General features: G+C 59.6%; 27 protein-coding genes. 14 read left to right on the top strand and 13 right to left on the bottom strand.

The genetic code is table 11. The features are described from left to right. Nucleotides 1–82 precede the first annotated feature (82 nt). Nucleotides 83–841: a Nif3-like dinuclear metal center hexameric protein gene (locus F2S13_RS11600; protein ID WP_166360814.1), complete on the bottom strand. Its 759-nt coding sequence runs from the start codon at nt 839–841 to the stop codon at nt 83–85. 233 nt (nt 842–1,074) lie between these two features. Between F2S13_RS11600 and algW the strand changes: the two genes are divergently transcribed. The 3 genes from algW to F2S13_RS11585 all read left to right on the top strand — a co-directional run bounded on the left by algW (nt 1,075) and on the right by F2S13_RS11585 (nt 3,967). Next, nucleotides 1,075–2,235, top strand: a complete 1,161-nt coding sequence (algW, locus tag F2S13_RS11595; RefSeq protein ID WP_166360812.1) for a Do family serine endopeptidase AlgW — start codon at nt 1,075–1,077, stop codon at nt 2,233–2,235. Nucleotides 2,236–2,688: 453 nt separating this feature from the next. Then, nucleotides 2,689–2,982, top strand: coding sequence for a DUF6124 family protein (locus tag F2S13_RS11590; RefSeq protein WP_166360810.1), 294 nt, complete (start codon nt 2,689–2,691; stop codon nt 2,980–2,982). A gap of 181 nt (nt 2,983–3,163) precedes the next feature. Further along, nucleotides 3,164–3,967, top strand: a complete 804-nt coding sequence (locus F2S13_RS11585) for a carbohydrate binding domain-containing protein (protein ID WP_166360808.1) — start codon at nt 3,164–3,166, stop codon at nt 3,965–3,967. 73 nt (nt 3,968–4,040) lie between these two features. Here F2S13_RS11585 and hisC read toward each other — a convergent pair whose 3' ends face one another. From hisC to F2S13_RS11535, 10 genes are all read right to left on the bottom strand, one after another. Beyond that, the gene (hisC, locus tag F2S13_RS11580) at nt 4,041–5,084 is read right to left on the bottom strand and encodes a histidinol-phosphate transaminase (RefSeq protein WP_166360806.1); all 1,044 of its coding nucleotides are present in this window, start codon (nt 5,082–5,084) and stop codon (nt 4,041–4,043) included. Between the two features lie 2 nt (nt 5,085–5,086). Beyond that, nucleotides 5,087–6,412, bottom strand: coding sequence for a histidinol dehydrogenase (gene hisD, locus F2S13_RS11575; RefSeq protein ID WP_166360804.1), 1,326 nt, complete (start codon nt 6,410–6,412; stop codon nt 5,087–5,089). Nucleotides 6,413–6,709: 297 nt separating this feature from the next. Next, a complete protein-coding gene (gene hisG / locus F2S13_RS11570) occupies nt 6,710–7,345 on the bottom strand; it encodes an ATP phosphoribosyltransferase (RefSeq protein WP_166360802.1) in 636 nt (211 codons plus the stop codon). Between the two features lie 110 nt (nt 7,346–7,455). Continuing rightward, nucleotides 7,456–8,721: a UDP-N-acetylglucosamine 1-carboxyvinyltransferase gene (murA, locus tag F2S13_RS11565; RefSeq protein WP_166360800.1), complete on the bottom strand. Its 1,266-nt coding sequence runs from the start codon at nt 8,719–8,721 to the stop codon at nt 7,456–7,458. Nucleotides 8,722–8,744: 23 nt separating this feature from the next. Beyond that, nucleotides 8,745–8,996 carry a BolA family protein gene (locus F2S13_RS11560; protein WP_166360798.1) on the bottom strand — a complete coding sequence of 84 codons (252 nt, stop codon included), beginning with the start codon at nt 8,994–8,996 and terminating at the stop codon, nt 8,745–8,747. Between the two features lie 118 nt (nt 8,997–9,114). Continuing rightward, nucleotides 9,115–9,420, bottom strand: coding sequence for an STAS domain-containing protein (locus F2S13_RS11555; RefSeq protein WP_166360796.1), 306 nt, complete (start codon nt 9,418–9,420; stop codon nt 9,115–9,117). Then, complete coding sequence (locus F2S13_RS11550; protein ID WP_166360794.1) at nt 9,417–10,064, bottom strand: MlaC/ttg2D family ABC transporter substrate-binding protein; 648 nt, start codon at nt 10,062–10,064, stop codon at nt 9,417–9,419. The genes F2S13_RS11555 and F2S13_RS11550 overlap by 4 nt, the downstream gene beginning before the upstream one ends. 11 nt (nt 10,065–10,075) lie before the next feature. After that, nucleotides 10,076–10,543 carry an outer membrane lipid asymmetry maintenance protein MlaD gene (gene mlaD, locus F2S13_RS11545; RefSeq protein ID WP_166360792.1) on the bottom strand — a complete coding sequence of 156 codons (468 nt, stop codon included), beginning with the start codon at nt 10,541–10,543 and terminating at the stop codon, nt 10,076–10,078. Further along, nucleotides 10,543–11,340 carry a lipid asymmetry maintenance ABC transporter permease subunit MlaE gene (gene mlaE, locus F2S13_RS11540; RefSeq protein WP_166360790.1) on the bottom strand — a complete coding sequence of 266 codons (798 nt, stop codon included), beginning with the start codon at nt 11,338–11,340 and terminating at the stop codon, nt 10,543–10,545. The genes mlaD and mlaE overlap by 1 nt, the downstream gene beginning before the upstream one ends. After that, entirely contained in the window at nt 11,340–12,149 is an 810-nt protein-coding gene (locus tag F2S13_RS11535) for an ATP-binding cassette domain-containing protein (RefSeq protein WP_166360788.1), read from the bottom strand. The genes mlaE and F2S13_RS11535 overlap by 1 nt, the downstream gene beginning before the upstream one ends. A gap of 231 nt (nt 12,150–12,380) precedes the next feature. On the opposite strand from F2S13_RS11535, the gene F2S13_RS11530 reads away from it, so the two are divergent. The 10 genes from F2S13_RS11530 (at nt 12,381) to F2S13_RS11485 (ending at nt 19,404) form a co-directional block, all read left to right on the top strand. Then, complete coding sequence (locus F2S13_RS11530) at nt 12,381–13,355, top strand: KpsF/GutQ family sugar-phosphate isomerase (RefSeq protein ID WP_166360786.1); 975 nt, start codon at nt 12,381–12,383, stop codon at nt 13,353–13,355. Beyond that, nucleotides 13,355–13,879 (top strand): KdsC family phosphatase, encoded by a 525-nt coding sequence (locus tag F2S13_RS11525; protein WP_166360784.1) that lies wholly within the window; start codon nt 13,355–13,357, stop codon nt 13,877–13,879. The genes F2S13_RS11530 and F2S13_RS11525 overlap by 1 nt, the downstream gene beginning before the upstream one ends. An 8-nt stretch (nt 13,880–13,887) precedes the next feature. Continuing rightward, nucleotides 13,888–14,460 (top strand): LPS export ABC transporter periplasmic protein LptC, encoded by a 573-nt coding sequence (lptC, locus tag F2S13_RS11520; protein WP_166360782.1) that lies wholly within the window; start codon nt 13,888–13,890, stop codon nt 14,458–14,460. Then, nucleotides 14,447–14,974, top strand: a complete 528-nt coding sequence (gene lptA, locus F2S13_RS11515; RefSeq protein ID WP_166360780.1) for a lipopolysaccharide transport periplasmic protein LptA — start codon at nt 14,447–14,449, stop codon at nt 14,972–14,974. The genes lptC and lptA overlap by 14 nt, the downstream gene beginning before the upstream one ends. Next, a complete protein-coding gene (gene lptB / locus F2S13_RS11510) occupies nt 14,975–15,700 on the top strand; it encodes an LPS export ABC transporter ATP-binding protein (RefSeq protein ID WP_166360778.1) in 726 nt (241 codons plus the stop codon). It abuts the gene before it with no gap. 184 nt (nt 15,701–15,884) lie between these two features. Then, nucleotides 15,885–17,378 carry an RNA polymerase factor sigma-54 gene (locus tag F2S13_RS11505; protein WP_166360776.1) on the top strand — a complete coding sequence of 498 codons (1,494 nt, stop codon included), beginning with the start codon at nt 15,885–15,887 and terminating at the stop codon, nt 17,376–17,378. A 91-nt stretch (nt 17,379–17,469) separates the two neighbouring features. After that, entirely contained in the window at nt 17,470–17,778 is a 309-nt protein-coding gene (gene hpf, locus F2S13_RS11500) for a ribosome hibernation-promoting factor, HPF/YfiA family (protein ID WP_166360774.1), read from the top strand. Between the two features lie 11 nt (nt 17,779–17,789). After that, on the top strand, nt 17,790–18,254 hold the full coding sequence (ptsN, locus tag F2S13_RS11495) for a PTS IIA-like nitrogen regulatory protein PtsN (RefSeq protein ID WP_166360772.1): 465 nt from the start codon (nt 17,790–17,792) through the stop codon (nt 18,252–18,254). A gap of 2 nt (nt 18,255–18,256) precedes the next feature. Continuing rightward, complete coding sequence (rapZ, locus tag F2S13_RS11490; protein ID WP_166360770.1) at nt 18,257–19,111, top strand: RNase adapter RapZ; 855 nt, start codon at nt 18,257–18,259, stop codon at nt 19,109–19,111. 20 nt (nt 19,112–19,131) lie between these two features. Beyond that, on the top strand, nt 19,132–19,404 hold the full coding sequence (locus tag F2S13_RS11485; RefSeq protein WP_166360769.1) for an HPr family phosphocarrier protein: 273 nt from the start codon (nt 19,132–19,134) through the stop codon (nt 19,402–19,404). Between the two features lie 210 nt (nt 19,405–19,614). Here the strand turns inward: F2S13_RS11485 and pmbA are convergent, their stop codons facing one another. After that, on the bottom strand, nt 19,615–20,961 hold the full coding sequence (pmbA, locus tag F2S13_RS11480) for a metalloprotease PmbA (RefSeq protein ID WP_166360768.1): 1,347 nt from the start codon (nt 20,959–20,961) through the stop codon (nt 19,615–19,617). 108 nt (nt 20,962–21,069) lie between these two features. Here pmbA and yjgA point away from each other — a divergent pair, with 108 nt between their 5' ends. Next, the gene (yjgA, locus tag F2S13_RS11475) at nt 21,070–21,594 is read left to right on the top strand and encodes a ribosome biogenesis factor YjgA (RefSeq protein ID WP_166360767.1); all 525 of its coding nucleotides are present in this window, start codon (nt 21,070–21,072) and stop codon (nt 21,592–21,594) included. Between the two features lie 48 nt (nt 21,595–21,642). On the opposite strand, the gene tldD is transcribed toward yjgA, so the two are convergent. Beyond that, a complete protein-coding gene (gene tldD / locus F2S13_RS11470; RefSeq protein WP_166360766.1) occupies nt 21,643–23,085 on the bottom strand; it encodes a metalloprotease TldD in 1,443 nt (480 codons plus the stop codon). Nucleotide 23,086 lies beyond the last annotated feature (1 nt).

Here is a 23,086-nt window from a genome sequence, read left to right as displayed (position 1 = left end):
CCACTCTAGCACAGCGTCCTATTCTATTGAGCGCGCCAACTAGATCGAAACAGTATAAGAATATGCCTGGGCGTTTTACCGGTCAGATCGGGTTGGGACAATCGATGAACAAGTGCTCCAGGGCAAAGCGTCGCGCCAGGTAATCGCCCAGCGCCTGCACGCCGTAGCGCTCCGTGGCGTGGTGACCGGCAGCAATGAAGCTGATGTTGTTCTCGCGGGTACTGTGGAACGTCTGCTCAGACGCTTCACCACTGATGAACAGGTCGACACCGGCGGCAATGGCCTGATCGATGTAACCCTGGCCACCACCGGTGCACCAGCCGACGCGGCGAATCATTTCGCTGCCTTCGATCAGCAACGGCTCGCGCCCCATTACTTCCCGTACCCGGCGGGCAAAGTCACGGGCAGTGGTCGGTTCGGCCAGAGAGCCGACCAGGCCAACCACGCGCGCGTTATCAGGGTCCAGTGGCCCTTCGACGGTGATGTCCAGTTGCCGGGCCAATTGCACGTTGTTGCCGACTTCCGGGTGCAGATCCAGTGGCAGGTGATAGGCGAGCAGGCTGATGTCGTTACTCAACAGGGTTTTCAGGCGCCGCTGCTTCATGCCGGTCACGCAAGGGTCTTCACCCTTCCAGAAGTAACCGTGATGCACCAGCACCAGGTCGGCGCCGGCTTCGACGGCGGCGTCGAGCAACGCCTGGCTGGCGGTGACACCGCTGACGATACGCATGACCTGCGGGCGCCCCTCGACTTGCAGACCATTGGGGCAATAGTCCTGGACCCGGGCACTGTTCAAATAGCGGTCAGCTTCTTCAACCAGGGTTCTTAATGCGACTGCCATAAAAAAGACTCCAGAAAGACCGTTCAGAGCGGCGCAAGCCCTCTTATAATGGCCGTCATTATGAGCCGTCGCAGGGAATAGGGGAAACCGACGGCAACTTCCGGGAAAACTTGCCTGATTTCGTAGCCGCCAGGGCCAATTGCATATTCCTGCACGAGCCTTGCCGAAGTATGATCGCGCGCTCTTTTTCCCTTACAGTCTTCAGGCCTCCTGCCAAATCCGGGATTCGTTCAATGTTCAAGGCTCTGCGTTACCTTGGCTGGCCGCTGCTCACCGGCCTGCTCGTCGCCCTGTTGGTGATCCAGCGATTTCCACAATGGGTCGGCCTGCCCAGCCAGGATGTCAACTTGCAACAAGCGCCGCAAACCACCAGCGCCATGCAGGGACCGGTTTCCTATGCCGATGCCGTCACCACTGCCGCACCTGCGGTAGCCAACCTGTACACCACCAAGGTGGTGAACAAGACCAGCCATCCACTGTTCGAAGACCCGCAGTTCCGCCGTTTCTTCGGCGACAACCTGCCCAAGCAGCGTCGCTGGGAATCGAGCCTGGGTTCAGCCGTGATCATGAGCCCGGAAGGCTACCTGCTGACCAACAACCACGTGACCTCCGGCGCCGACCAGATCGTGGTAGCCCTCAAGGATGGTCGCGAAACGCTGGCACGGGTAATCGGCAGCGACCCGGAAACCGATCTGGCGGTCCTGAAGATCGACCTCAAGAACCTGCCCTCGATCACCGTCGGCCGTTCCGACAACATTCATATCGGTGACGTTGCCCTGGCCATCGGCAACCCGTTCGGTGTCGGCCAGACGGTGACCATGGGTATTATCAGCGCAACCGGGCGCAATCAGCTGGGGCTCAATACCTACGAAGACTTCATTCAGACCGATGCGGCGATCAACCCCGGCAACTCCGGTGGCGCGCTGGTCGATGCCAACGGTAACCTGACCGGTATCAACACTGCGATTTTCTCCAAGTCCGGCGGCTCCCAGGGGATCGGCTTTGCCATACCGATCAAGCTGGCGCTGGAAGTGATGAAGTCCATCATCGAACACGGCCAGGTCATACGCGGCTGGCTGGGGATCGAAGTGCAGCCGCTGTCGCAGGAGCTGGCGGAGTCCTACGGCCTGCAGAATCGCCCTGGCATCGTCGTGGCGGGCGTCTTTCGCGACGGCCCGGCGCAGAAGGCCGGCCTGCAATTGGGTGACGTGATTCTCAGCATCAACGGCGAGCCCGCTGGCGATGGCCGCCGCTCGATGAACCAGGTGGCGCGGACCAAGCCCAACGACAAGGTCGCCATCGAGGTCGTGCGTAACGGCAAGGAACTCAAGTTCACCGCCGAAGTGGGCCTGCGCCCGCCTCCGGCGCCTGCGCCGGCTACTGCTCAGGATTGATCAAAAGCCCGCTCGCGCGGGCTTTTGTTTGTCGCGAACTCAAACCTGCGACCGCTGCACGGTCGATCGCTGGCAAGCCAGCTCCCAAAATAGACATCTGCGTTCACAAAATCTCTATTCGGCACAGAACCTGTGGGAGCTGGCTTGCCAGCGATGAGGCCCTCAAGACGGCCGCTAATGGTGTTGCACCAAACACATCATGCCAGTACCCTTTGACCGTCGCTGCCAATTCAGCGGCCGGTTTTGACAGACCGAATCTCCAGACGCATAGCGTCCCGCCCCTCGAACAGCAGACGCTTTTTTTGCGCCCGCAGCTCGTGCAATGGCGGCTGTGCGTGGGGCACCCTCGGGTGCGCCGGGATCCTGGAGACCGGTCTGTCAACCCGCGTACAGCTGCCACCCAACCTGTTTGACAGCGGGTCGTGGCAGTTCCATTTCTCCAGGAGCTGAACCATGGTTAAAATCACCCCCGATCCGCCCCAGGACCGCACTATCACCCATACCGTCGAAAAACTCTTCGGTCCTCTCGACTGCAACAACCGCCCAGTCTTCACCGTCCGCAAAGGCATCGCCATCGAAGATGCACTCGTCACTGCGGTCATGTTGCTCAACTGCGCGGAAGCCACCGGATGGGATGCTGCCGAACATCTCGAACTCAACGACAAGGCCCTGGCGTTTGCGATGATTCAAAGCGTCGGGTCAGCGCGGGCGCTGGTTGAGGCTTTGCTCGAAAGCGTGAAAACCTGACGCAACCTCAACCATTCGTTCCCACGCACGGCAACGGAATACCGCATCCAGCGCCACCGGACCTAGCAGATCTGATAGCTAGTAACGCCTATCTACGTCTCATATGGTGCTTTGGCGCTGGCAGTTGTTGCTCCTGAAATGCCTGCGCATTGCGCTGCATTCATATTGAGGAGGAACACGAATGAAAAATGGAAAAGCGGTCGAGACGGATAACCTGATCAAAAATGGTGATTTCTCGACTCCCAACGGTGCTCATTGGTGGACAGAAAGGCCAAATGACGGTGCTGTCGTTTCGTTTGATAATCAGGAATGCATGACATCCAACAATGGGAATGCCTGGCAGCATCCCGAAGTTGTCCCCTCAGCAACCTACCTGCTCACTTGCAGGGCCAAGCAATCCTACAGCGGGAGGGGCAGCCTTCAAGTCAGCTCAACCGGCCTGAGCAAATTCGTCAATGTCACAAGCAATAACTGGGAAAATCTGGCGCTGAGCTTTGAAACGCCACCCGAGGCCCGCAAAGTAGTTGTCAAACTGTTCGGAGCCAATGGCGAGATTCGCTTTGACGATGTAGAGCTAAGAGCCGTAGATGTACAACCTGAGGAGCTGATCAAGAATGGCGATTTTTCAATCCCCGGCGGCGCTCACTGGACAGCAGAGAGACCCAATACCGGCGCTGTCGTTTCATTTGATAATCAGGAATGCATGACATCCAACAATGGATATGCCTGGCAGGATGTAAAGGTCTCCCCTTCATCAACTTATGTCCTCACCTGCAAGGCCAAGCAAACCTATAGCGGAAGGGGAAGTCTTCAAGTTGGCTCAAGGAGTGCTGCGGTCACAAGCTCTACTTGGGAAAACTTGGAGTTGGTGTTTGAAACATCCCCCAGTACCCACAGTGTCACTGTAAAACTGTTCGGCGCCAGCGGCGAAATTCGCTTCGACAACGTCTCGATGAAGCAACTCCTAGCGAAAAAGCCTCACTAAGAAAAGCTGCAATAGATATCACAGCGCTCCTTGCTCATGCATGACATGAGCAAGGAGGTCGCTCGCAGCACCCTTACAGAGCGTCCAGCAGCGCCTGGTTTTGCTCCGGCGTTCCGATGCTGATCCGCAGGAACTGCGCAATCCGCTCCTGCTTGAAGTGCCGTACGATCACGCCCTGCTCACGCAAACGCGCTGCCAGCACTGCCGCATCCTGTTGCGGATGACGGGCGAAGATGAAGTTGGCTGCCGATGGCAGGACTTCAAAACCACGCTGCTTCAGTTCTGCAACCAGACTTTCTCGACTATCGATGACCGCCTTGCAGGTCTGCTCGAAGTAAGCACGATCTTCAAATGCCACCGCCGCGCCTACGTTCGCCATCCGGTCGATCGGATAGGAGTTGAAGCTGTTCTTGATACGCTCCAGCGCCTCGATCAGGTCCGGATGACCGACGGCCAGGCCAACCCGCAAGCCGGCCAGCGAACGCGACTTGGACAAGGTTTGGGTAACCAGCAGGTTCGGATAGCGATCCACCAGGCCGATCGCCGTCTGCCCGCCGAAATCGATATAGGCCTCATCGACCACCACGACCGTGTCGGGGCTGCCCTTGAGAATCTGCTCGATCGCGTCCAGCGCCAGCAGGCAACCGGTCGGTGCGTTCGGGTTGGGGAAGATGATCCCGCCATTGGCGCGCGCGTAATCCTCGACGCGGATCTGGAACTGATCGTCGAGCGGCACAGCCTCGAAGGGAATGCCATACAAGCCGCAGTAAACCGGATAGAAGCTGTAGCTGATATCCGGGAACAGCAGCGGCTTGCCATGCTGGAACAAACCGTGGAAAGCGTGGGCCAGCACTTCGTCGGAACCGTTGCCGACGAATACCTGGCTGGTTTTCACCCCGTAGTAATCGGCTACCGCCTGCTTGAGGCGATCGCTGTTGGGGTCCGGGTACAGGCGCAGGTTATCGCTCAGCTCGGCGCGCATGGCCTCCAGGGCCTTGGGCGAAGGACCGTAGGGATTTTCGTTGGTATTGAGCTTGACCAATTTGGCCATTTTCGGCTGCTCGCCCGGCACGTAGGGCACCAGATTCTTGACGAAAGGGCTCCAGAACTTGCTCATGCTTACTCCCCCTTCTCGTCGGCAATGATTCGATATTCGGCGCTGCGGGCGTGCGCGCTCAGCGATTCGCCACGCGCCAGCACCGAAGCGGTCTTGCCCAGTTCGGACGCGCCCTGCTCGGAGCAGAAAATGATCGACGACCGCTTCTGGAAGTCATAAACCCCCAACGGCGATGAAAAACGCGCGGTGCCGGAGGTCGGCAGGACGTGGTTGGGGCCTGCGCAGTAGTCGCCCAGCGCTTCGGAGGTGTGACGCCCCATGAAGATTGCGCCGGCGTGGCGAATGTGCGGCAGCCAGGCTTGCGGGTCGGCGACCGACAACTCCAGGTGCTCGGGCGCAATCCGGTTGGCCACTTCCATCGCCTGCTGCATGTCACGCACCTGGATCAGGGCACCACGGCCGTTGATCGAGGTATTGATGATCTCGGCGCGGTCCATGGTCGGCAGCAACTTGGCAATGCTCGCCGCAACCTTGTCGAGGAAGGCGGCATCAGGGCTGACCAGAATGGCCTGGGCATCTTCATCGTGTTCGGCCTGGGAGAACAGGTCCATGGCGATCCAGTCCGGATCGGTCAGACCGTCGCACACCACGAGAATCTCGGAGGGTCCGGCGATCATGTCGATACCGACCTGGCCGAACACGTGGCGCTTGGCCGTGGCCACGTAGATGTTGCCCGGACCGACCACCTTGTCCACCTGCGGCACGCTCTCGGTGCCATAGGCCAACGCCGCAACGGCCTGGGCGCCGCCGATGGTGAATACCCGATCGACACCGGCGATGCAGGCAGCAGCCAGGACCAGTTCATTGATTTCGCCGCGCGGGGTCGGCACGACCATGACCACTTCGGCCACGCCGGCAACCTTGGCCGGGATGGCGTTCATCAACACCGACGACGGATAGGAAGCCTTGCCGCCCGGCACATAGAGGCCGGCACGGTCCAGTGGCGTGACTTTCTGGCCCAGTACCGTGCCGTCGGCCTCGGTATAGCTCCAGGAGTCCTGTTTCTGTTTCTCGTGATAGCTGCGCACCCGCGCCGCAGCCTTTTCCAGAGCCTCGCGCTGGGCCGGGGTGATCCGGGTGAGTGCTTGTTCCAGACGCTCGCGTGGCAGGATCAGGTCAGCCATGGAGGCAACCTCCAGCCCGTCGAAACGCTGGGTGAACTCCACCAGCGCCGCATCGCCGCGCTCGCGCACAGCCTTGATGATATCGAGCACCCGCTGGTTGACCGAATCGTCGGACACACTTTCCCAGCTCAGCAGATGATCCAGATGATGTGCGAAATCCGGGTCAGCAGCATTGAGTCGGCGAATTGCGGTGGACGTTGTCATAGCGAGGGCCTCAATAATTGGCGGAAACTCAGGTACCCAGGGCGCTTCGTCATCTGTTTCCTGGCTTGCGTTGTGCTTGAGCGCAGGCCAGGCAAGGCGCAGTCCGCAGCCAATGGTCATCCCATTGGCAAGGGCTGCAACGCCGCATGGCCTGCGGTCAGGCGCAACCCGAAGGGCTCGCGCGAGCCAGTAAACAGATGTCGAGGCGCCCTACACTAACAGTCGATCCGCGCGGGCACCTGAGAAATTTGGCTATGACACGGATAGACGGGCGCGACTCAAGGTCGCGCATTGAAGTCAGCCGCGGTGTCGTGACTCCACTGCCTTGCGCAGGGTGTCGATCAACGACTGGATGCGGGCGTGTTGCATTTTCATCGAAGCCTTGTTGACCACCAGGCGAGAGCTGATGGTCGCGATCATTTCCTGGGGTTCCAGGCCATTGGCGCGCAAGGTGTTGCCGGTGTCGACCACGTCGATGATCTTGTCGGCCAGGCCAATCAGCGGGGCCAGTTCCATCGAGCCGTACAGCTTGATGATATCGACCTGACGCCCCTGCTCGGCATAGTAGCGCTTGGCGACATTGACGAATTTGGTCGCAACCCGCAGACGCCCCTTGGGCTCGGGAACACCGATAGCACCAGCTGTCATCAGCTTGCACTTGGCAATCTGCAGATCCAGTGGCTCATACAGTCCCTGGCCACCATATTCCATCAGCACGTCTTTACCGGCGACGCCAAGGTCGGCAGCGCCATGCTCGACATAGGTCGGCACGTCTGTAGCACGCACGATGAGCAGGCGCACATCGGCCTGTGTGGTGGGGATGATCAGCTTGCGGCTTTTATCCGGGTTCTCGGTCGGTACGATGCCCGCTTCCGCCAGTAACGGCAGGGTATCGTCGAGAATACGGCCCTTGGACAGTGCGATGGTCAACATGGGAAACGTCGGTCCTTATCAGGATACTGCTCATCGAACCCAGCCAGCAGGTTCGAGGCGAATCAAATCAGTCCAGCTAGTAGCGCGTCCCTGCGCCCACCACGGAAAAACTAGCCCGGAACGCGGCGAATCCTGGCGCCCAGCATCTGCAGTTTTTCTTCAATGCATTCATAACCACGGTCGATGTGGTAGATGCGATCGATCAACGTGTCGCCTTCGGCGACCAGCGCAGAAATCACCAGGCTGGCCGAAGCCCGCAGGTCGGTCGCCATCACTGGCGCGCCCTTGAGCTTCAGGGTACCAGTGACGATCGCGGTGTTGCCTTCGACCTGGATATGCGCGCCCATGCGGTGCATTTCATACACGTGCATGAAGCGGTTTTCGAAGATGGTCTCGATGACCGCACCGGTCCCTTCGGCAATTGCGTTGAGGGAGATGAACTGCGCCTGCATATCGGTCGGGAACGCCGGGTACGGCGCCGTACGAATGTTCACGGCCTTCGGACGCTTGCCGTGCATGTTCAGTTCGATCCAGTCTTCACCGGTGGTGATCTCGGCACCGGCTTCCTTGAGTTTTTCCAGCACGGCTTCAAGGATGGTCGGATCGGTGTCCTTGACCTTTACGCGGCCACCGGTGGCAGCAGCGGCCACCAGGTAGGTACCGGTTTCGATGCGGTCGGGCATGACCTTGTAGGTTGCCGAGTGCAGACGCTCGACGCCATCGATGGTGATGGTATCGGTACCGGCGCCCTGGACCTTGCCGCCCATGGCGTTGATGAAGTTGGCCAGGTCGACCACTTCAGGCTCGCGAGCGGCGTTCTGCAGCACGCTGCGGCCTTTGGCCAGGGCAGCTGCCATCATGATGTTCTCGGTACCGGTCACACTGACGGTATCGAAGAAGAAATGCGCACCGCGCAGGCCGCCTTCCGGCGCCTTGGCCTTGATGTAGCCACCTTCGACTTCGATCATGGCGCCCATGGCTTCAAGGCCGCGGATGTGCAGGTCGACTGGACGCGAACCAATGGCGCAACCACCCGGCAGTGCCACTTCGGCCTCGCCGAAACGGGCGACCATCGGGCCCAGCACCAGGATCGAGGCGCGCATGGTTTTCACCAGCTCGTACGGCGCGACCAGGGTCTTGATGGTACGGGGGTCGATTTCCACGGCGAGCTTTTCGTCGATCACAGGCTCGATGCCCATGCGACCGAACAGCTCGATCATGGTGGTGATGTCGTGCAGGTGCGGCAGGTTGGCGACCGTTACCGGGCCATCGGCCAGCAAGGTAGCAGCGAGAATCGGCAGGGCAGAGTTCTTTGCCCCGGAAATGCGGATTTCGCCATCAAGACGAACGCCGCCAGTAATAATCAGTTTGTCCATAAGAATCTCGACGCCAAAAGGGCTCAGGTGCGCTCGGCCCAGGCCGCGCTGCTGAAAAATTTCATGGTGACCGCATGGATGCTGCCATCGGCGATCCATGGGTTCAAATGGGCATAAATGCTCTGCTGACGCTTGACCGGGCTCAAAGCCACCAGTTCGTCGCTAATCACATTGAGCTGGAAGTTGCAGCCTTCGCCTTCAACTTCTACCTGCACTGATGGGAGAGTCTCGGACAGCTTCGCTTCGAGGAAGCTCTTAACTTCGTTGGCCTGCATGCTTAACCTCAATCGGCGCCCTACGCGCGCGGGTCGGCCATCATACAAAAAAAGCCCCCCGCCTGCGAACCCCGGATTTGAGGACTCTGACGGAGGGGGCTTTCTTCACCTTAGCAACTCAACCTGCCTCAAGCAGCTCGACAACGCCGTAGACTTCGGCGATTTCGCGCATGTCGTCGGTCAAGGCTCTGATTTTCAATGACTTGCCTGCGGCTTTCGCATCGCGCATAAAAGCCAGCAGCAACGACAGACCAACGCTGCTGGACTTCCCTACCGCCGAGCAGTCGACCACCAGGCTCGGACCACTCCAACCCTTGATCAGGGCCTGACCCTCCTTGCGCAGGGCTGGCCCGGAACGAAAGTCGAGTACTCCAGACAGGTTCAGCTCACCCGCAGAGCCGAGGCTGACAGCAGCCTCACTCATTGCTGGGTTTCCTCTTTTTTGGCGGCTTCCTTGGCCTTGGCCACTTCACCCGCCCAGCCATTGATGGTCTTGTCCAGATCGTTGCCATTACGCTGCATGGCGTCAGCGAACTGATCACGGAACAGCTTGCCGATGTTGATGCCGTTGATGATCACGTTACGCACCTTCCACTCGCCGTTCAGCTTCTCCATGGTGTAGGTGACCGGATAGATGGAGCCGCTGCTGCCCTTGACCTGCATGTCGACGCTGGTGCGAGTGCCGCTTTCATCCTTGGCCGGGCCGACGGTGATGCCCTGGTTGTTGTATTCGAGCAAGGCATTGCCGTAGAACTGCATCAGGCTGCGCTTGAAGTTCTCCTGGAAGCGCGTCATTTGCTCCGGGGTGGCTTTTTTCGAGTACTTCACAGTCATGATGCTGCGCGAAATACCGTCGGCATCGATGACCGGGCCGACAATACCGTTCAACGCATTGTAAAAGTCATTCGGACTCTGCTTGTACTTTTCCTTGTTGGCTGCCAAATCAGCCAGCAAGCGATTGGTGGTGTCCTGGACTATATCGTGTGCCGAAGGCGCGGCGACAGCATTGGCCAGCATCGGTAGGCACGCCAGCAGCACCAACAGGCCACGTCGCAGAATAGACATCATGAAAAAACTCCTCATTTAGCTTCTTTGCTAACGGTATTGAGCAGGAATTTACCGATCAGGTCCTCGAGCACGAGCGACGACTGGGTGTCATGGATGGTTCCACCATCCTTGAGCAGGGCTTCCTCGCCCCCCACGCTGATGCCGATGTACTTCTCGCCCAGCAGCCCAGCGGTGAGGATAGACGCGGTGGAGTCCACAGGGAGATTATCCACGCGTTTTTCCAGTTGCAGGGTCACTCTGCCTGTGAACGTGTCGCGGTCCAGATCGATTGCCGTGACCTTGCCGATGGTCACACCGGCCATGGTCACTTTAGCTCTGACCGTCAAACCGGCGATATTGTCGAAATAAGCATAAAGTTTATAGGTATCGCTGCTCGGGCTGGCAGACAGGCCACTGACGCGCAGGGCCAGCAGGATCAACGCCAGTATCCCGGCCAGGAGGAACAGGCCGACACCGATTTCCAGGGTGCGGTTTTGCATCAGAAATCTCCAAACATCAAGGCGGTCAGAATAAAGTCCAGACCCAGCACTGCCAATGAGGCATATACCACGGTCTTGGTAGTAGCACGACTGATCCCTTCCGAAGTCGGTTCGCAGTCATACCCTTGGAATACGGCAATCCACGTGACGACAAAAGCAAATACCACACTCTTGACCACGCCATTGAGCACATCATCGACAAACGAAACACTGTTCTGCATGTTCGACCAGAATGAGCCCTCGTAGACACCCAGCCAGTCGACTGCGACCCAGGATCCGCCCCAGATACCGACCACGCTGAAAATCATCGCCAGCAACGGCAGGGAAATGAATCCAGCCCACAGGCGCGGGGCGACAATGTACTTGAGCGGATCGACGCCGATCATTTCCAGGCTCGACAATTGCTCGGTGGATTTCATGTTACCGATTTCGGCGGTCAGCGCAGAACCTGCACGGCCGGCGAACAGCAGCGCCGTCACAACCGGCCCCAGTTCGCGCAACAGGGTCAGGGCAATCATCTGCCCGACGGCCTGTTCGGAACCGTACTTAGCGAGAATATTGAACCCTTGCAGCGACAACACCATGCCGATAAAGATACCGGACACGATGATAATGGCCAGGGACATCACCCCGATCGAATACAGTTGCTTGACCAGCAATTGAAAGCCGCCACCAATACCCCCGCGCCCAACCATTGCATGGACAAGGAACAGGCTGGAGCGACCAAGCACCGCCAATACGTCAATGGCCGAGCGGCCAAACAGGCGAATACGTTCCAGTAAAGATTTTCTGCGCATCAGCGCTTCCCCAGAAGATCGGCGCGGTAATCAGGCGCTGGAAAGTGGAACGGCACCGGACCGTCCGGATCACCTTTCATGAATTGACGAATTCGCGGGTTGTCGGAGTCCATCAGTTCATCCGGCGTACCCTGCCCCAATACCTGACCATCACCAACGACATAGATGTAGTCGGCAATGCTGGCGGTTTCGGCCAGATCATGGGAAACCACGATACTGGTGATGCCCAGGGCATCGTTGAGCAAGCGGATCAGGCGCACCAACACGCCCATGGCGATCGGGTCCTGCCCCACGAAGGGCTCGTCGTACATCAGGATTTGTGGATCCAGGGCGATAGCGCGCGCCAGGGCCACCCTCCGCTTCATGCCACCGGACAATTCGTCGGGCATCAGCTCGATGGCACCGCGCAACCCTACGGCCTGCAGTTTCATGAGGACGATGTCGCGGATCATTTCTTCCGGCAACTGGGTATGCACCCGCAGCGGAAACGCGACGTTTTCGAAGACGTCCAGGTCGGTGAACAACGCACCACTCTGGAACAGCACGCCCATCTGCTTGCGGGCGTCGAAAAGATCGCTGCGCGACAGTTGGGGCAGGTTTTGCCCGGCCACCCAGACTTCGCCACTGCTGGGGCGCAACTGTGCGCCCATCAGGCGCAGCAGCGTAGTCTTGCCGCAACCGGAAGGCCCCATGATGCCGGTGACCTTGCCGCGTGGGATACGTATATCGACATTATTGAAGATGCTGCGCGTACCGCGTTTGAAGGACACACCCTTCAACTCGACCGCGTAGGCGTTTTCGGCACTCATCTAAACTCCTTGCGATGCAGCCTTTCAATCTGACGTCTGCCTCCTTCGTGGAGACACGCGTTCTGGACGGGCCGAACTGGCGGCGAACTATATCACTGCTGACACTGGCGCCCCAAGGGCATTGGCATGCTTGTTCAGCGTCAGTACAGGTTCGAACGACAATCGCGCGTGAGGCTTTCCATCAATGCGGCTATAATCCCCGGCTTTTCATCAGGCAATCCGATTCCCGACATGAGCCAATCCAGCGACCTGATCCAATCCGCACAGCGCACCATTCGCTTCGAAATCGAGGCTGTAGAAGGTTTGCTGGCCCATATCGACGCCGATTTCGTCCGCGCCTGCGAGATGATCCTGGCCTGCAAGGGCCGCGTCGTCGTGGTCGGCATGGGCAAGTCAGGGCACATCGGCAACAAGATTGCCGCAACTCTGGCCAGCACCGGCACCACGGCTTTTTTCGTGCATCCGGCCGAAGCCAGCCATGGCGACATGGGCATGATCACCCGCGATGACATCATCCTGGCCCTGTCCAATTCCGGCTCGACCTCGGAAATCGTCACCCTGCTGCCGCTGATCAAGCGCCTGGGCATCAAGCTCATCAGCATGACCGGCAACCCGGATTCCCCGCTGGCCAAGGCGGCCGAAGTCAACCTCGACGCACGCGTCGCCCAGGAAGCCTGCCCACTCAACCTGGCCCCGACTTCTTCGACCACCGCAGCCCTGGTACTGGGCGATGCCCTGGCCATTGCCCTGCTCGAAGCGCGGGGCTTCACCGCCGAAGACTTTGCCTTTTCCCACCCCGGCGGAGCACTGGGTCGCCGACTGTTGCTGAAAGTGGAAAACGTCATGCACGCCGGCGACGAGCTGCCCCGCGTGCAGCGCGGCACCCTGCTCAAGGAAGCACTGATGGAAATGACCCGCAAGGGCCTTGGCATGACGGTTATCGTCGAAGCCGATGGTCGCCTGGCCGGGATCTTTACCGACGGTGATCTGCGCCGCACCCTGGATCGCAGCATCGACCTTCACACGGCAAAAATCGAAGACGTCATGACACCCCACGGCAAGACCGCACGCGCCGACATGCTTGCCGCCGAAGCCCTGAAAATCATGGAAGACCACAAGATCAACGCGCTGGTGGTGGTCGACAAGCAAGACCACCCGGTCGGTGCCCTGAACATGCACGACCTGCTGCGTGCGGGAGTCATGTAATGAGTAACGATCTGTTGCAACGTGGCAAGAACATCAAGCTGGCTGTTTTCGATGTCGATGGCGTCCTGACCGACGGCCGCCTGTACTTCCTTGAAGATGGCAGCGAATTCAAGACCTTCAACACCCTGGACGGCCAAGGCATCAAGATGCTGATGGCCAGCGGCGTGACCACTGCGATCATCAGCGGGCGCAAGACCCCCGTGGTCGAGCGGCGGGCAAAGAACCTGGGCATCCCGCACCTTTATCAGGGCCGTGAAGATAAATTGGTCGTACTGGACGAGCTTCTCGGCCAACTCAACCTAAGCTATGAACAAGTTGCCTATCTGGGCGACGACCTGCCCGACCTGCCGGTGATCCGCCGCGTCGGCCTGGGCATGGCCGTAGCCAATGCCGCCAGCTTCGTGCGCGAGCACGCCCATGGCGTTACCCTGGCACGCGGAGGCGAAGGCGCCGCCAGAGAGTTCTGCGAACTCATCCTGCAAGCCCAGGGCAACCTCGACGCGGCCAATGCCCATTATTTGTAGAGCGATACATGTTCAGTAAAAAGATCCGTAACATTGCCCTGTTCAGCGTGATTGCCACGCTGCTGGCAGCCGTCGGCTACTGGAACATCAGCCCGGAGCGCTTTCTCGAGCAGCCGGTGGCCAGCGTCGACGAAAACGCAATCGATTACTATGCAATCAACGCCCATAGCGTTCAGTTCCTGCCTGACGGCAAGCTTCAGTACGAGATGACCGCCGACAAGGTCGAGCACTTGATGGCCAGCCAGGTCACCCTGCTGACCAAGCCCGACCTGCAGATGTACCGCGGCACGGCCTATCCCTGGCACGTGCAGAGCGAACGCGGCGAGGTCAACCCGGACGGTACCGAGGTCGAGCTGATCGATTCGGTACGCGTTGCCCGTACCGACCAGAAGAACCGTGCGACCATTATCACCAGTTCACGCATGACCGTATTCCCGCAGCAGGAATTTGCTCAGACCCAGCAAGCCGTTAGAATCGAAGGCGGTGGCGGATGGTCGACGGGCGTAGGCATGAAAGCATATTTGAAAGACAGCAAGATCAACTTGCTGTCCAACGTAAGAGGACAGTATGAGGCTCGTTAAAACCCTCCCTTTTTTGCTCGGCCTGAGCGCAGCACTGGGAAGCGTGAGCGCCTGGGCCCTGCCGACTGACCGCGACCAGCCAATCCGCGTCCAGGCTGATGACGCCCAACTGGACGACAAACAAGGCATTGCCACCTACAAGGGCGATGTGATCATCACCCAGGGCTCGATGATGATCAAAGGCAGCACCGTGACCATCACCCGCGCCCCCGGTGGCGACATCGATGTCGTCACTTCGGTGGGCAACCTCGCGTACTTCGAGCAACAGCAGAGCGCTGAAAAGCCGGAAAAAATGCAGGGCTACGGCAAGCAGATCCAGTACCAGGCCCAGAAAGACCTGGTGATCCTGACCGACCAGGCGAAAGTGATCAACGGCGGCAACACCACCGAAGGTGAGAAAATCGTCTACAACACCAAGACCCAGGTGGCCAGCGCCGGTAAGGGCGGATCGGGGATTTCCACCCCGCGCCCACGGATCGACATGGTGATCCAGCCGAAGAAGAAGGCCGAGTAAATGGCGACTCTCAAGGCCCAGCACCTGGCCAAAAGCTACAAGAGCCGGCAAGTCGTGCGCGACGTCAGCCTGTCCATCGACAGCGGGCAAATCGTCGGACTGCTCGGCCCCAACGGCGCCGGCAAGACCACCTGCTTCTACATGATCGTAGGCCTGGTCCAGGCCGATCAGGGGCGGGTTCTGATCGACGACCTGGACGTCAGCCATCAGCCGATGCATGGCCGCGCCCGCTCCGGCATCGGTTATCTGCCGCAGGAAGCCTCGATCTTTCGCAAACTGACCGTGGCCGACAACATCATGGCCATCCTCGAGACCCGCAAGGAGCTCGACAGCGCGGGTCGGCGCAAGGAGCTCGAAAGCCTGCTGCAGGAGTTCCACATCAGTCACATCCGCGATAGCCTCGGCATGAGCCTGTCCGGTGGCGAACGCCGCCGTGTCGAGATTGCCCGAGCCCTGGCCACCGCACCGAAGTTCATCCTTCTCGATGAACCGTTCGCCGGCGTGGATCCGATTTCGGTTGGCGACATCAAGCAGATCATCCATCACCTCAAGGCCAAGGGCATCGGTGTGTTGATCACCGACCACAACGTCCGCGAGACCCTGGACATCTGCGAGACCGCTTATATCGTCAACGATGGTCAACTGATTGCCGAAGGCGACGCAGAAACCATCCTGGCCAATCAACTGGTAAAAGAGGTGTACCTCGGCCACGAGTTCCGCCTGTAAAGACCGTGGTGTTTGGCACGTCGTCGGGGCACTGCTACCAATTGGCATTTTTCCCTGCTTAATTGTTACAGCGCCCTAGGCAAACACTCTAATTTCAGGCATATAATTTGCTTATGTTTGGCGCTTCGGTGCCCTGTAGTGGATGGCGCATGTGCGCCGGCGAATAAGGTGTTTAGCCCCTGCCATGAAACCATCGCTCGTCCTAAGAATGGGCCAGCAACTGACGATGACACCGCAGTTGCAACAGGCCATCCGACTGCTCCAGTTGTCGACCCTGGACCTCCAGCAGGAAATCCAGGAGGCCCTGGAATCCAATCCCATGCTCGAACGCCAGGAAGATGGCGACGATTTCGACAACAGCGATCCGCTGGCCGACAACGTCGAGCAAAAAGCCACACCTGAAATCCAGGAACCCAGTTACCAGGAGTCCACCCCCACGGTAGACAACCTTGAAGAGGGCGAGTGGAACGAACGCATTCCCAACGAATTGCCCGTCGACACGGCCTGGGAAGACATCTACCAGACCAGCGCCAGCAGCCTGCCCAGCAACGATGACGACGAGTGGGACTTCACCACCCGCACGTCGGCGGGCGAGAGCCTGCAAAGCCATCTGCTCTGGCAATTGAACCTGGCGCCGATGTCCGATACCGATCGGCTCATCGCCGTGACCCTGATCGACTGCATCAACAATCAGGGCTACCTCGACGAAACCCTCGAAGAGATCTGCGAAGCCTTCGATCCGGAACTGGACGTGGAGCTCGACGAAGTCGAAGCCGTCCTGCACCGCATCCAGCAATTCGAACCGGCCGGCGTCGGCGCCCGCAACCTGGGTGAATGCCTGCTGCTGCAACTGCGCCAGATGCACGCCAAGACCCCTTGGCTGGCCGAGGCCCAGCGCCTGGTCACCGACTTCATCGACTTGCTCGGCAGCCGCGACTACAGCCAGCTGATGCGCCGCATGAAGCTCAAGGAAGACGAACTGCGCCAGGTCATCGAACTGGTCCAGAGTCTGAATCCTCGTCCCGGCTCGCAAATCGAGTCCACCGAAGCCGAATACGTCGTGCCGGACGTGATCGTGCGCAAGGACAACGAACGCTGGCTGGTCGAGCTCAATCAGGAATCGGTTCCGCGTTTGCGCGTCAATCCGCAATACGCAGGTTTCGTGCGCCGCGCCGACACCAGTGCGGACAACACCTTCATGCGCAACCAGTTGCAGGAAGCCCGCTGGTTCATCAAGAGCCTGCAGAGCCGCAACGAAACACTGATGAAGGTGGCCACCCAGATCGTCGAACACCAGCGCGGGTTCCTCGACTTCGGTGACGAGGCCATGAAGCCGTTGGTGCTGCATGACATCGCCGAAGCAGTGGGCATGCATGAGTCGACCATTTCCCGGGTCACCACGCAGAAATACATGCACACCCCGCGTGGCATCTACGAGCTGAAGTACTTTTTTTCGAGCCACGTCAGCACCTCCGAGGGCGGCGAATGCTCGTCCACGGCCATCCGCGCAATCATCAAAAAACTGGTTGCAGCGGAAAATCAGAAAAAGCCATTGAGTGACAGCAAGATCGCTGGTTTACTGGAGGCACAAGGCATCCAGGTAGCACGTCGAACCGTCGCCAAGTACCGCGAGTCACTTGGCATCGCACCGTCGAGTGAGCGCAAGCGATTGATGTAATCGACCGGCAGTCACCTGCAATGCGCCGCAGCGTTCCAGCGGCAGGCTACAAGGCCTGCCTCTTTATGCAATGGCAATAAGGAGAAGCGGTATGCAAGTCAACATCAGTGGACATCAACTGGTTGTGACCGACGCCATGCGCACTTACATCGGCGAGAAACTCGATCGATTGGAGCGCCATTTCGACAAGATCACCAATGTGCAGGTCATCATGGAGGTCGAGAAGCTGAAACAGAAAATCGAGGCCACCCTGCGCATTCCCGGCGGCGAGGTCGTCGCCAATGCGGAACATGACGACATGTACGCTGCGATCGACCTGCTCACCGACAAGCTCGACCGCCAACTGAAAAAACACAAGGAAAAGCAGCAGAGCCTCCTGCAAGGTGCGACGGCTCGCTGATACCCCCCCCCATGATTCGACTTGAAAACATCCTGACCCCCGGCCGTTCACTCGTGAACGTGCCGGGAGGCAGTAAAAAACGCGTACTCGAACAAATTGCAAACCTCATCAGCCAGGATCTTCCGGGCCTGGCGATGCAAGATGTATTCGAAAGCCTGGTCGCCCGTGAAAAACTCGGGTCTACAGGTTTTGGCAATGGCATTGCCATTCCCCACTGCCGATTAAAGAACTGTGAGTCACCGGTCAGCGCCCTGCTGCATCTGGACGCCCCGGTAGACTTCGACGCCATCGATGGTGCGCCGGTCGACCTGCTGTTCGTGCTGCTGGTCCCGCAGGCCGCCACCGATGCTCACCTGGAACTGCTGCGCCAGATCGCCAGCATGCTCGATCGCAAGGAAGTGCGGGAGAAGCTGCGCTCGGCATCGAGCAACGCAGCCCTGTATCAGGTCGTCCTGGACGAGCAGAACGGTAACTAAACATGCGCTTGATCATCGTCAGCGGTCGTTCCGGCTCAGGCAAGAGCACTGCCCTCGCAGTACTGGAGGACAGCGGCTTCTATTGCATCGACAACCTGCCGGCCGGCCTGCTGCCCCAGCTTGCCGAAAGCGCGCTGATCAATACCGAGCTGATGCAGCCGATGGTGGCGGTGTCCATCGATGCGCGCAACCTGCCAAGCCATCTGTCGCGCTTCCCCCAGTTGCTCGAAGAAGCCCGCAGCCGGCATATCCAGTGCGATGTCGTGTATCTGGATGCCGATGAAGAGACGCTGCTCAAACGCTTCTCCGAAACCCGTCGCCGCCATCCGCTGAGCAGCGCCAATCGTTCGCTGGCCGAAGCCATCCGCGTGGAAAGCGAGCTGCTGGGCCCCATTGCGGACCTGGCCGACCTCAAGATCAACACGACCAGCCTGAACCTGTATCAGCTGCGCGATACCATCAAGCTGCGCCTGCTCAATGCCCCTGAACCCGGCACGGCATTTCTGGTCGAATCCTTCGGCTTCAAGCGCGGGATGCCGGTCGATGCCGATCTGGTCTTCGATGTCCGCTGCCTACCCAACCCGTATTGGAAACCGGAGCTGCGAGAGCTGTCCGGCCTCGACCAGCCGGTTGCCGATTACCTGGCAGCCCAACCTGATGTCGAAGAAATGTATCAGGACATCTCCAGCTACCTGCTCAAATGGCTCCCGCGCTTCGCCGCAAGCAACCGCGCCTATGTCACAATTGCCATTGGCTGCACCGGAGGCCACCACCGCTCGGTCTACCTGACCGAACGCCTGGGCCAGGCACTGCAGTCATCGCTCAAGAATGTTCAGGTCCGCCACCGCGACCTTTAGCCCAAAGGACTCCACCCGCGATGCCCGCTCTTGAAATCGAAATCATCAACAAGCTCGGCTTGCATGCACGAGCGTCGGCTAAATTCGTTGGCGTCGCAGGCCAGTTTCCCTGCCAGATAAAAGCCGGGCGCACCCCCGAATCCATGGTCGATGGTAAAAGCATCATGGCCATGATGATGCTGGCTGCCGGCAAAGGCACCAAGATCCATTTGAAAACCGAAGGCGAGAAAGAGCAGGAAGCGCTGGAAGCGCTGGTTGCATTGATCAACAACTTCTTCGACGAAGGCGAGTAAGCGCCGGTAAAACCCGCCTACAAAAAAGGCGTGTCGTTCAAGGGCGACACGCCTTTTTTGTGGGCCGAATTCCTGTAGCCGCTGCCGCAGGCTGCGCTGGAGTCCCGCAGGGGTTCCCCGGCGATCTTGAGATCTTGCGCCCGCTTCGCGCGCGAGCGCAGCCATGCGGCAGCGGCTACATGGGCCGCCGCATGCCCCCAAAATCAGGGGTTAGCTACCCGCCACCATCATCCGCTCGATCAGCACCGAACCCGTGTGAATATTGCTCCGCGTCTCCAGATCGTTACCGATCGCGACAATTTGCTGGAACATATCCTTCATGTTGCCGGCGATGGTCACTTCCTGAACCGCGAACTGAATCTCCCCGTTCTCGACCCAGAAACCTGCGGCACCGCGCGAATAGTCGCCGGTCACCATGTTCAAACCCTGCCCCATCAACTCGGTCACCAGCAAGCCCCGACCCATTCTGCGCAGCAGCGCCGCCTGGTCTTCGATGCCGTGGGTAACGAACAGATTGTGCACGCCGCCGGCATTGGCGGTACTCGGCAAGCCCAGCTTGCGTCCCGAATAGGTGCCCAGCACATAGGACACCAACTGACCATTTTCGACGAACGGCTTGGCGTAAGTCGCCAGACCATCACCATCGAACGCCGAACTGCCCAGTGCGCGCTGCAGATGAGGACGCTCATCGAGGGTCAGCCACCCGGGAAACAAGCGCTGCCCCATGGCCCCCTCGAGGAACGACGACTTGCGATACAGGTTGCCGCCGGAAATCGCCGAAAGGAAACTGCCGAACAGGCCGCCGGCCAACTCCGCCGAGAACAGCACCGGCACTTCGCAGGTTGGCACCGGGCGCGCGCCCAGACGGCTTGCGGCACGTTGCGCAGCACGAACGCCGATGCTGACCGGGTCGGCCAGCAGCTCACCCTGGCGGTTCACGTCATACCAGTAGTCGCGCTGCATCTGCCCGTCGCCTTCGGCGATCATCACGCAGCTCAGGCTATGCCGGGTTGACGCATATCCCCCGATAAAACCGTGGCTGTTGCCATAAACACGGCAACCCTGATGAGTATTCAAGGTAGTGCCGTCGGCGTTCTTGATCCGCGCATCGGCCGCGAACGCCGCCGCTTCGCAGGCCAGGGCCTTCTCGATGGCCTGTTCGGGACTGATGTTCCAGGCGTGATAGAGATCGAAATCCGGCAGGTCGCGCGCCATCAGGGCCGGATCAGCCAACCCCGAACACTCATCCTCGGAAGTATGCTTGGCGATTGCCAATGCAGCAGCGACCGTTTCGCGAATGGCATCGCTGCCGCTGGCCGAGGTGCTGGCCGAGCCTTTGCGCTGCCCTACATACAGGGTAATGCCGAAACCCTGGTCACGATTGAACTCAACGGTTTCCACTTCGCGTTGGCGAACCGTCGTCGACAAGCCTTGCTCCAGCGAAACAGCCACTTCGCAGGCGCTGGCCCCCTGACGCCTGGCCTCGGCGATAATCTGCTCGACCTGCTCTTGCAGTGCCGGCAAGGCCTGCGGACCGACGCTTTGGACTGCGCTCATAGTTTTCTCCACTCAAAATCTGCTTTGTGCAGGGGTCAACCTACGACTGGGCCGGACAAGCGGCCCCTGACTGGTTATCATGGCGGCGTTTATTAGCGGACTGCCCCCATGGTTGATTCTTACGACGACTCCCTCGACGAGGGCGAAAAAAGCAAATCCCAGGTCAAACGCGAGCTGCATGCTCTGGTAGACCTTGGCGAGCGCCTTACAACACTCAAGCCGGACCTGGTCGCAAAGCTGCCATTGACCGACGCCTTGCGCCGGGCCCTGGCCGATGCGCCCAAGCACACCGCGCACATCGCGCGTAAACGGCATATCCAGTTCATCGGCAAATTGATGCGCGATCAGGACACTGACGCCATTCTGGTTCTGCTCGATCAACTCGATGCCTCCACGCGGCAGTACAACGAACGCTTCCACGGCCTCGAACGCTGGCGTGATCGCCTGATCAGCGGCGCCGACGACGTGTTGGAAAAGTTTGTCGGCGAATACCCGCAAGCGGATCGCCAACAACTGCGCTCCCTGATCCGTCAGGCCCAGCATGAGCTTGCGCATAACAAGCCACCGGCTTCGAGCCGCAAAATCTTCAAGTACATCCGCGAGCTGGACGAGACACAACGCGGTCTGCGTTAGTCTTCGAACCGGGTGGGCCGCCCTGCAGCCCACCCAGGCTCGCGTGCATCACGCGCCCGTGCCACCCACGGTCATCGCATCGATCTTCAAGGTCGGCTGGCCAACCCCCACCGGAACCGACTGACCATCCTTGCCGCAAGTGCCGACGCCACTGTCCAGGGACAGGTCGTTGCCGACCATCGACACCCTGCCCATGGCTTCAGGCCCGTTTCCGATCAGGGTTGCCCCCTTGACCGGCGCGGTAATCTTGCCGTCTTCGATCAAATAAGCCTCGCTGGTGGAGAACACGAACTTGCCGCTGGTGATGTCGACCTGACCACCACCGAGGTTGGCGCAGTAGATACCCTTCTTCACCGATGCAATGATTTCTGCCGGATCGCTCTGACCTGCCAGCATGTAGGTGTTGGTCATGCGCGGCATCGGCAAGTGCGCATAGGACTCACGCCGCCCGTTACCGGTACAGGCCTGGCCCATCAGCCGGGCGTTCAGCTTGTCCTGCATATAGCCCTTGAGCACACCGTTCTCGATCAGCGTCGTGCACTCGGTCGGCGTACCCTCGTCATCGACGCTCAGCGAACCACGCCGGCCAGCCAAGGTGCCATCATCGACGATGGTGCACAGCTTCGACGCCACCAGCTCGCCCATGCGCCCGCTGAAGGCCGAAGCGCCCTTGCGATTGAAATCGCCTTCCAGCCCGTGGCCGACCGCTTCGTGCAGCAACACGCCGGACCAGCCGGAGCCCAGCACCACCGGTAGAGTGCCCGCCGGTGCCGCAACGGCCTCAAGATTGACCAAGGCCTGGCGCAATGCTTCGCGAGCGTAGCCCATGGCCCGGTCTTCATTGAGGAAATAACGGTAATCGGTCCGGCCGCCGCCACCATGACCACCACGTTCGCGGCGACCATTCTGCTCGACGATTACGCTGACATTGAATCGCACCAGGGGACGCACATCAGCCGCCAGGCTACCATCGGCCGCGGCGATCAGGATGCGCTCCCAGACCCCGGCCATGCTCACCGTGACCTGCTGGATGCGCGGATCCAGGGCCCGGGTAGCCGCATCGATGCGTTTCAACAGTTCGACCTTTTCCGCACGACCGATGACTTCAAGCGGATTGTCCGAACCATACAGGCGTGTCACATCGGAGTGTGAGAACACCTGCACCTTGCCGTTCTGGCCAGCACGGGAAATCGAGCGCGCCGCGCGCGCAGCCTGTTGCAGTGCATCCAGGGTGATGGCGTTGCTGTAGGCGAAACCGGTCTTCTCGCCGGACTGGGCACGTACGCCCACGCCTTGGTCGAGATTGAAGCTGCCTTCTTTGACGATGCCGTCTTCCAGCGCCCAGGACTCGGAAATCTGCCCCTGGAAGTACAAGTCGGCTGCATCGATGCCCGGGCCGGCCAGTTCACCCAGCACCGACTGCAGGCTTTCGATCGTCAGGCCACCCGGCGCTAGCAGATGGTCGCTGACAGTGGATAACAACTCGCTCATA

It is taken from the genome of Pseudomonas akapageensis (genome assembly GCF_011355085.1).
GTDB classification, from domain to species: Bacteria; Pseudomonadota; Gammaproteobacteria; order Pseudomonadales; family Pseudomonadaceae; genus Aquipseudomonas; species Aquipseudomonas akapageensis.
This window is presented reverse-complemented; position numbering and strand designations above follow the sequence as displayed.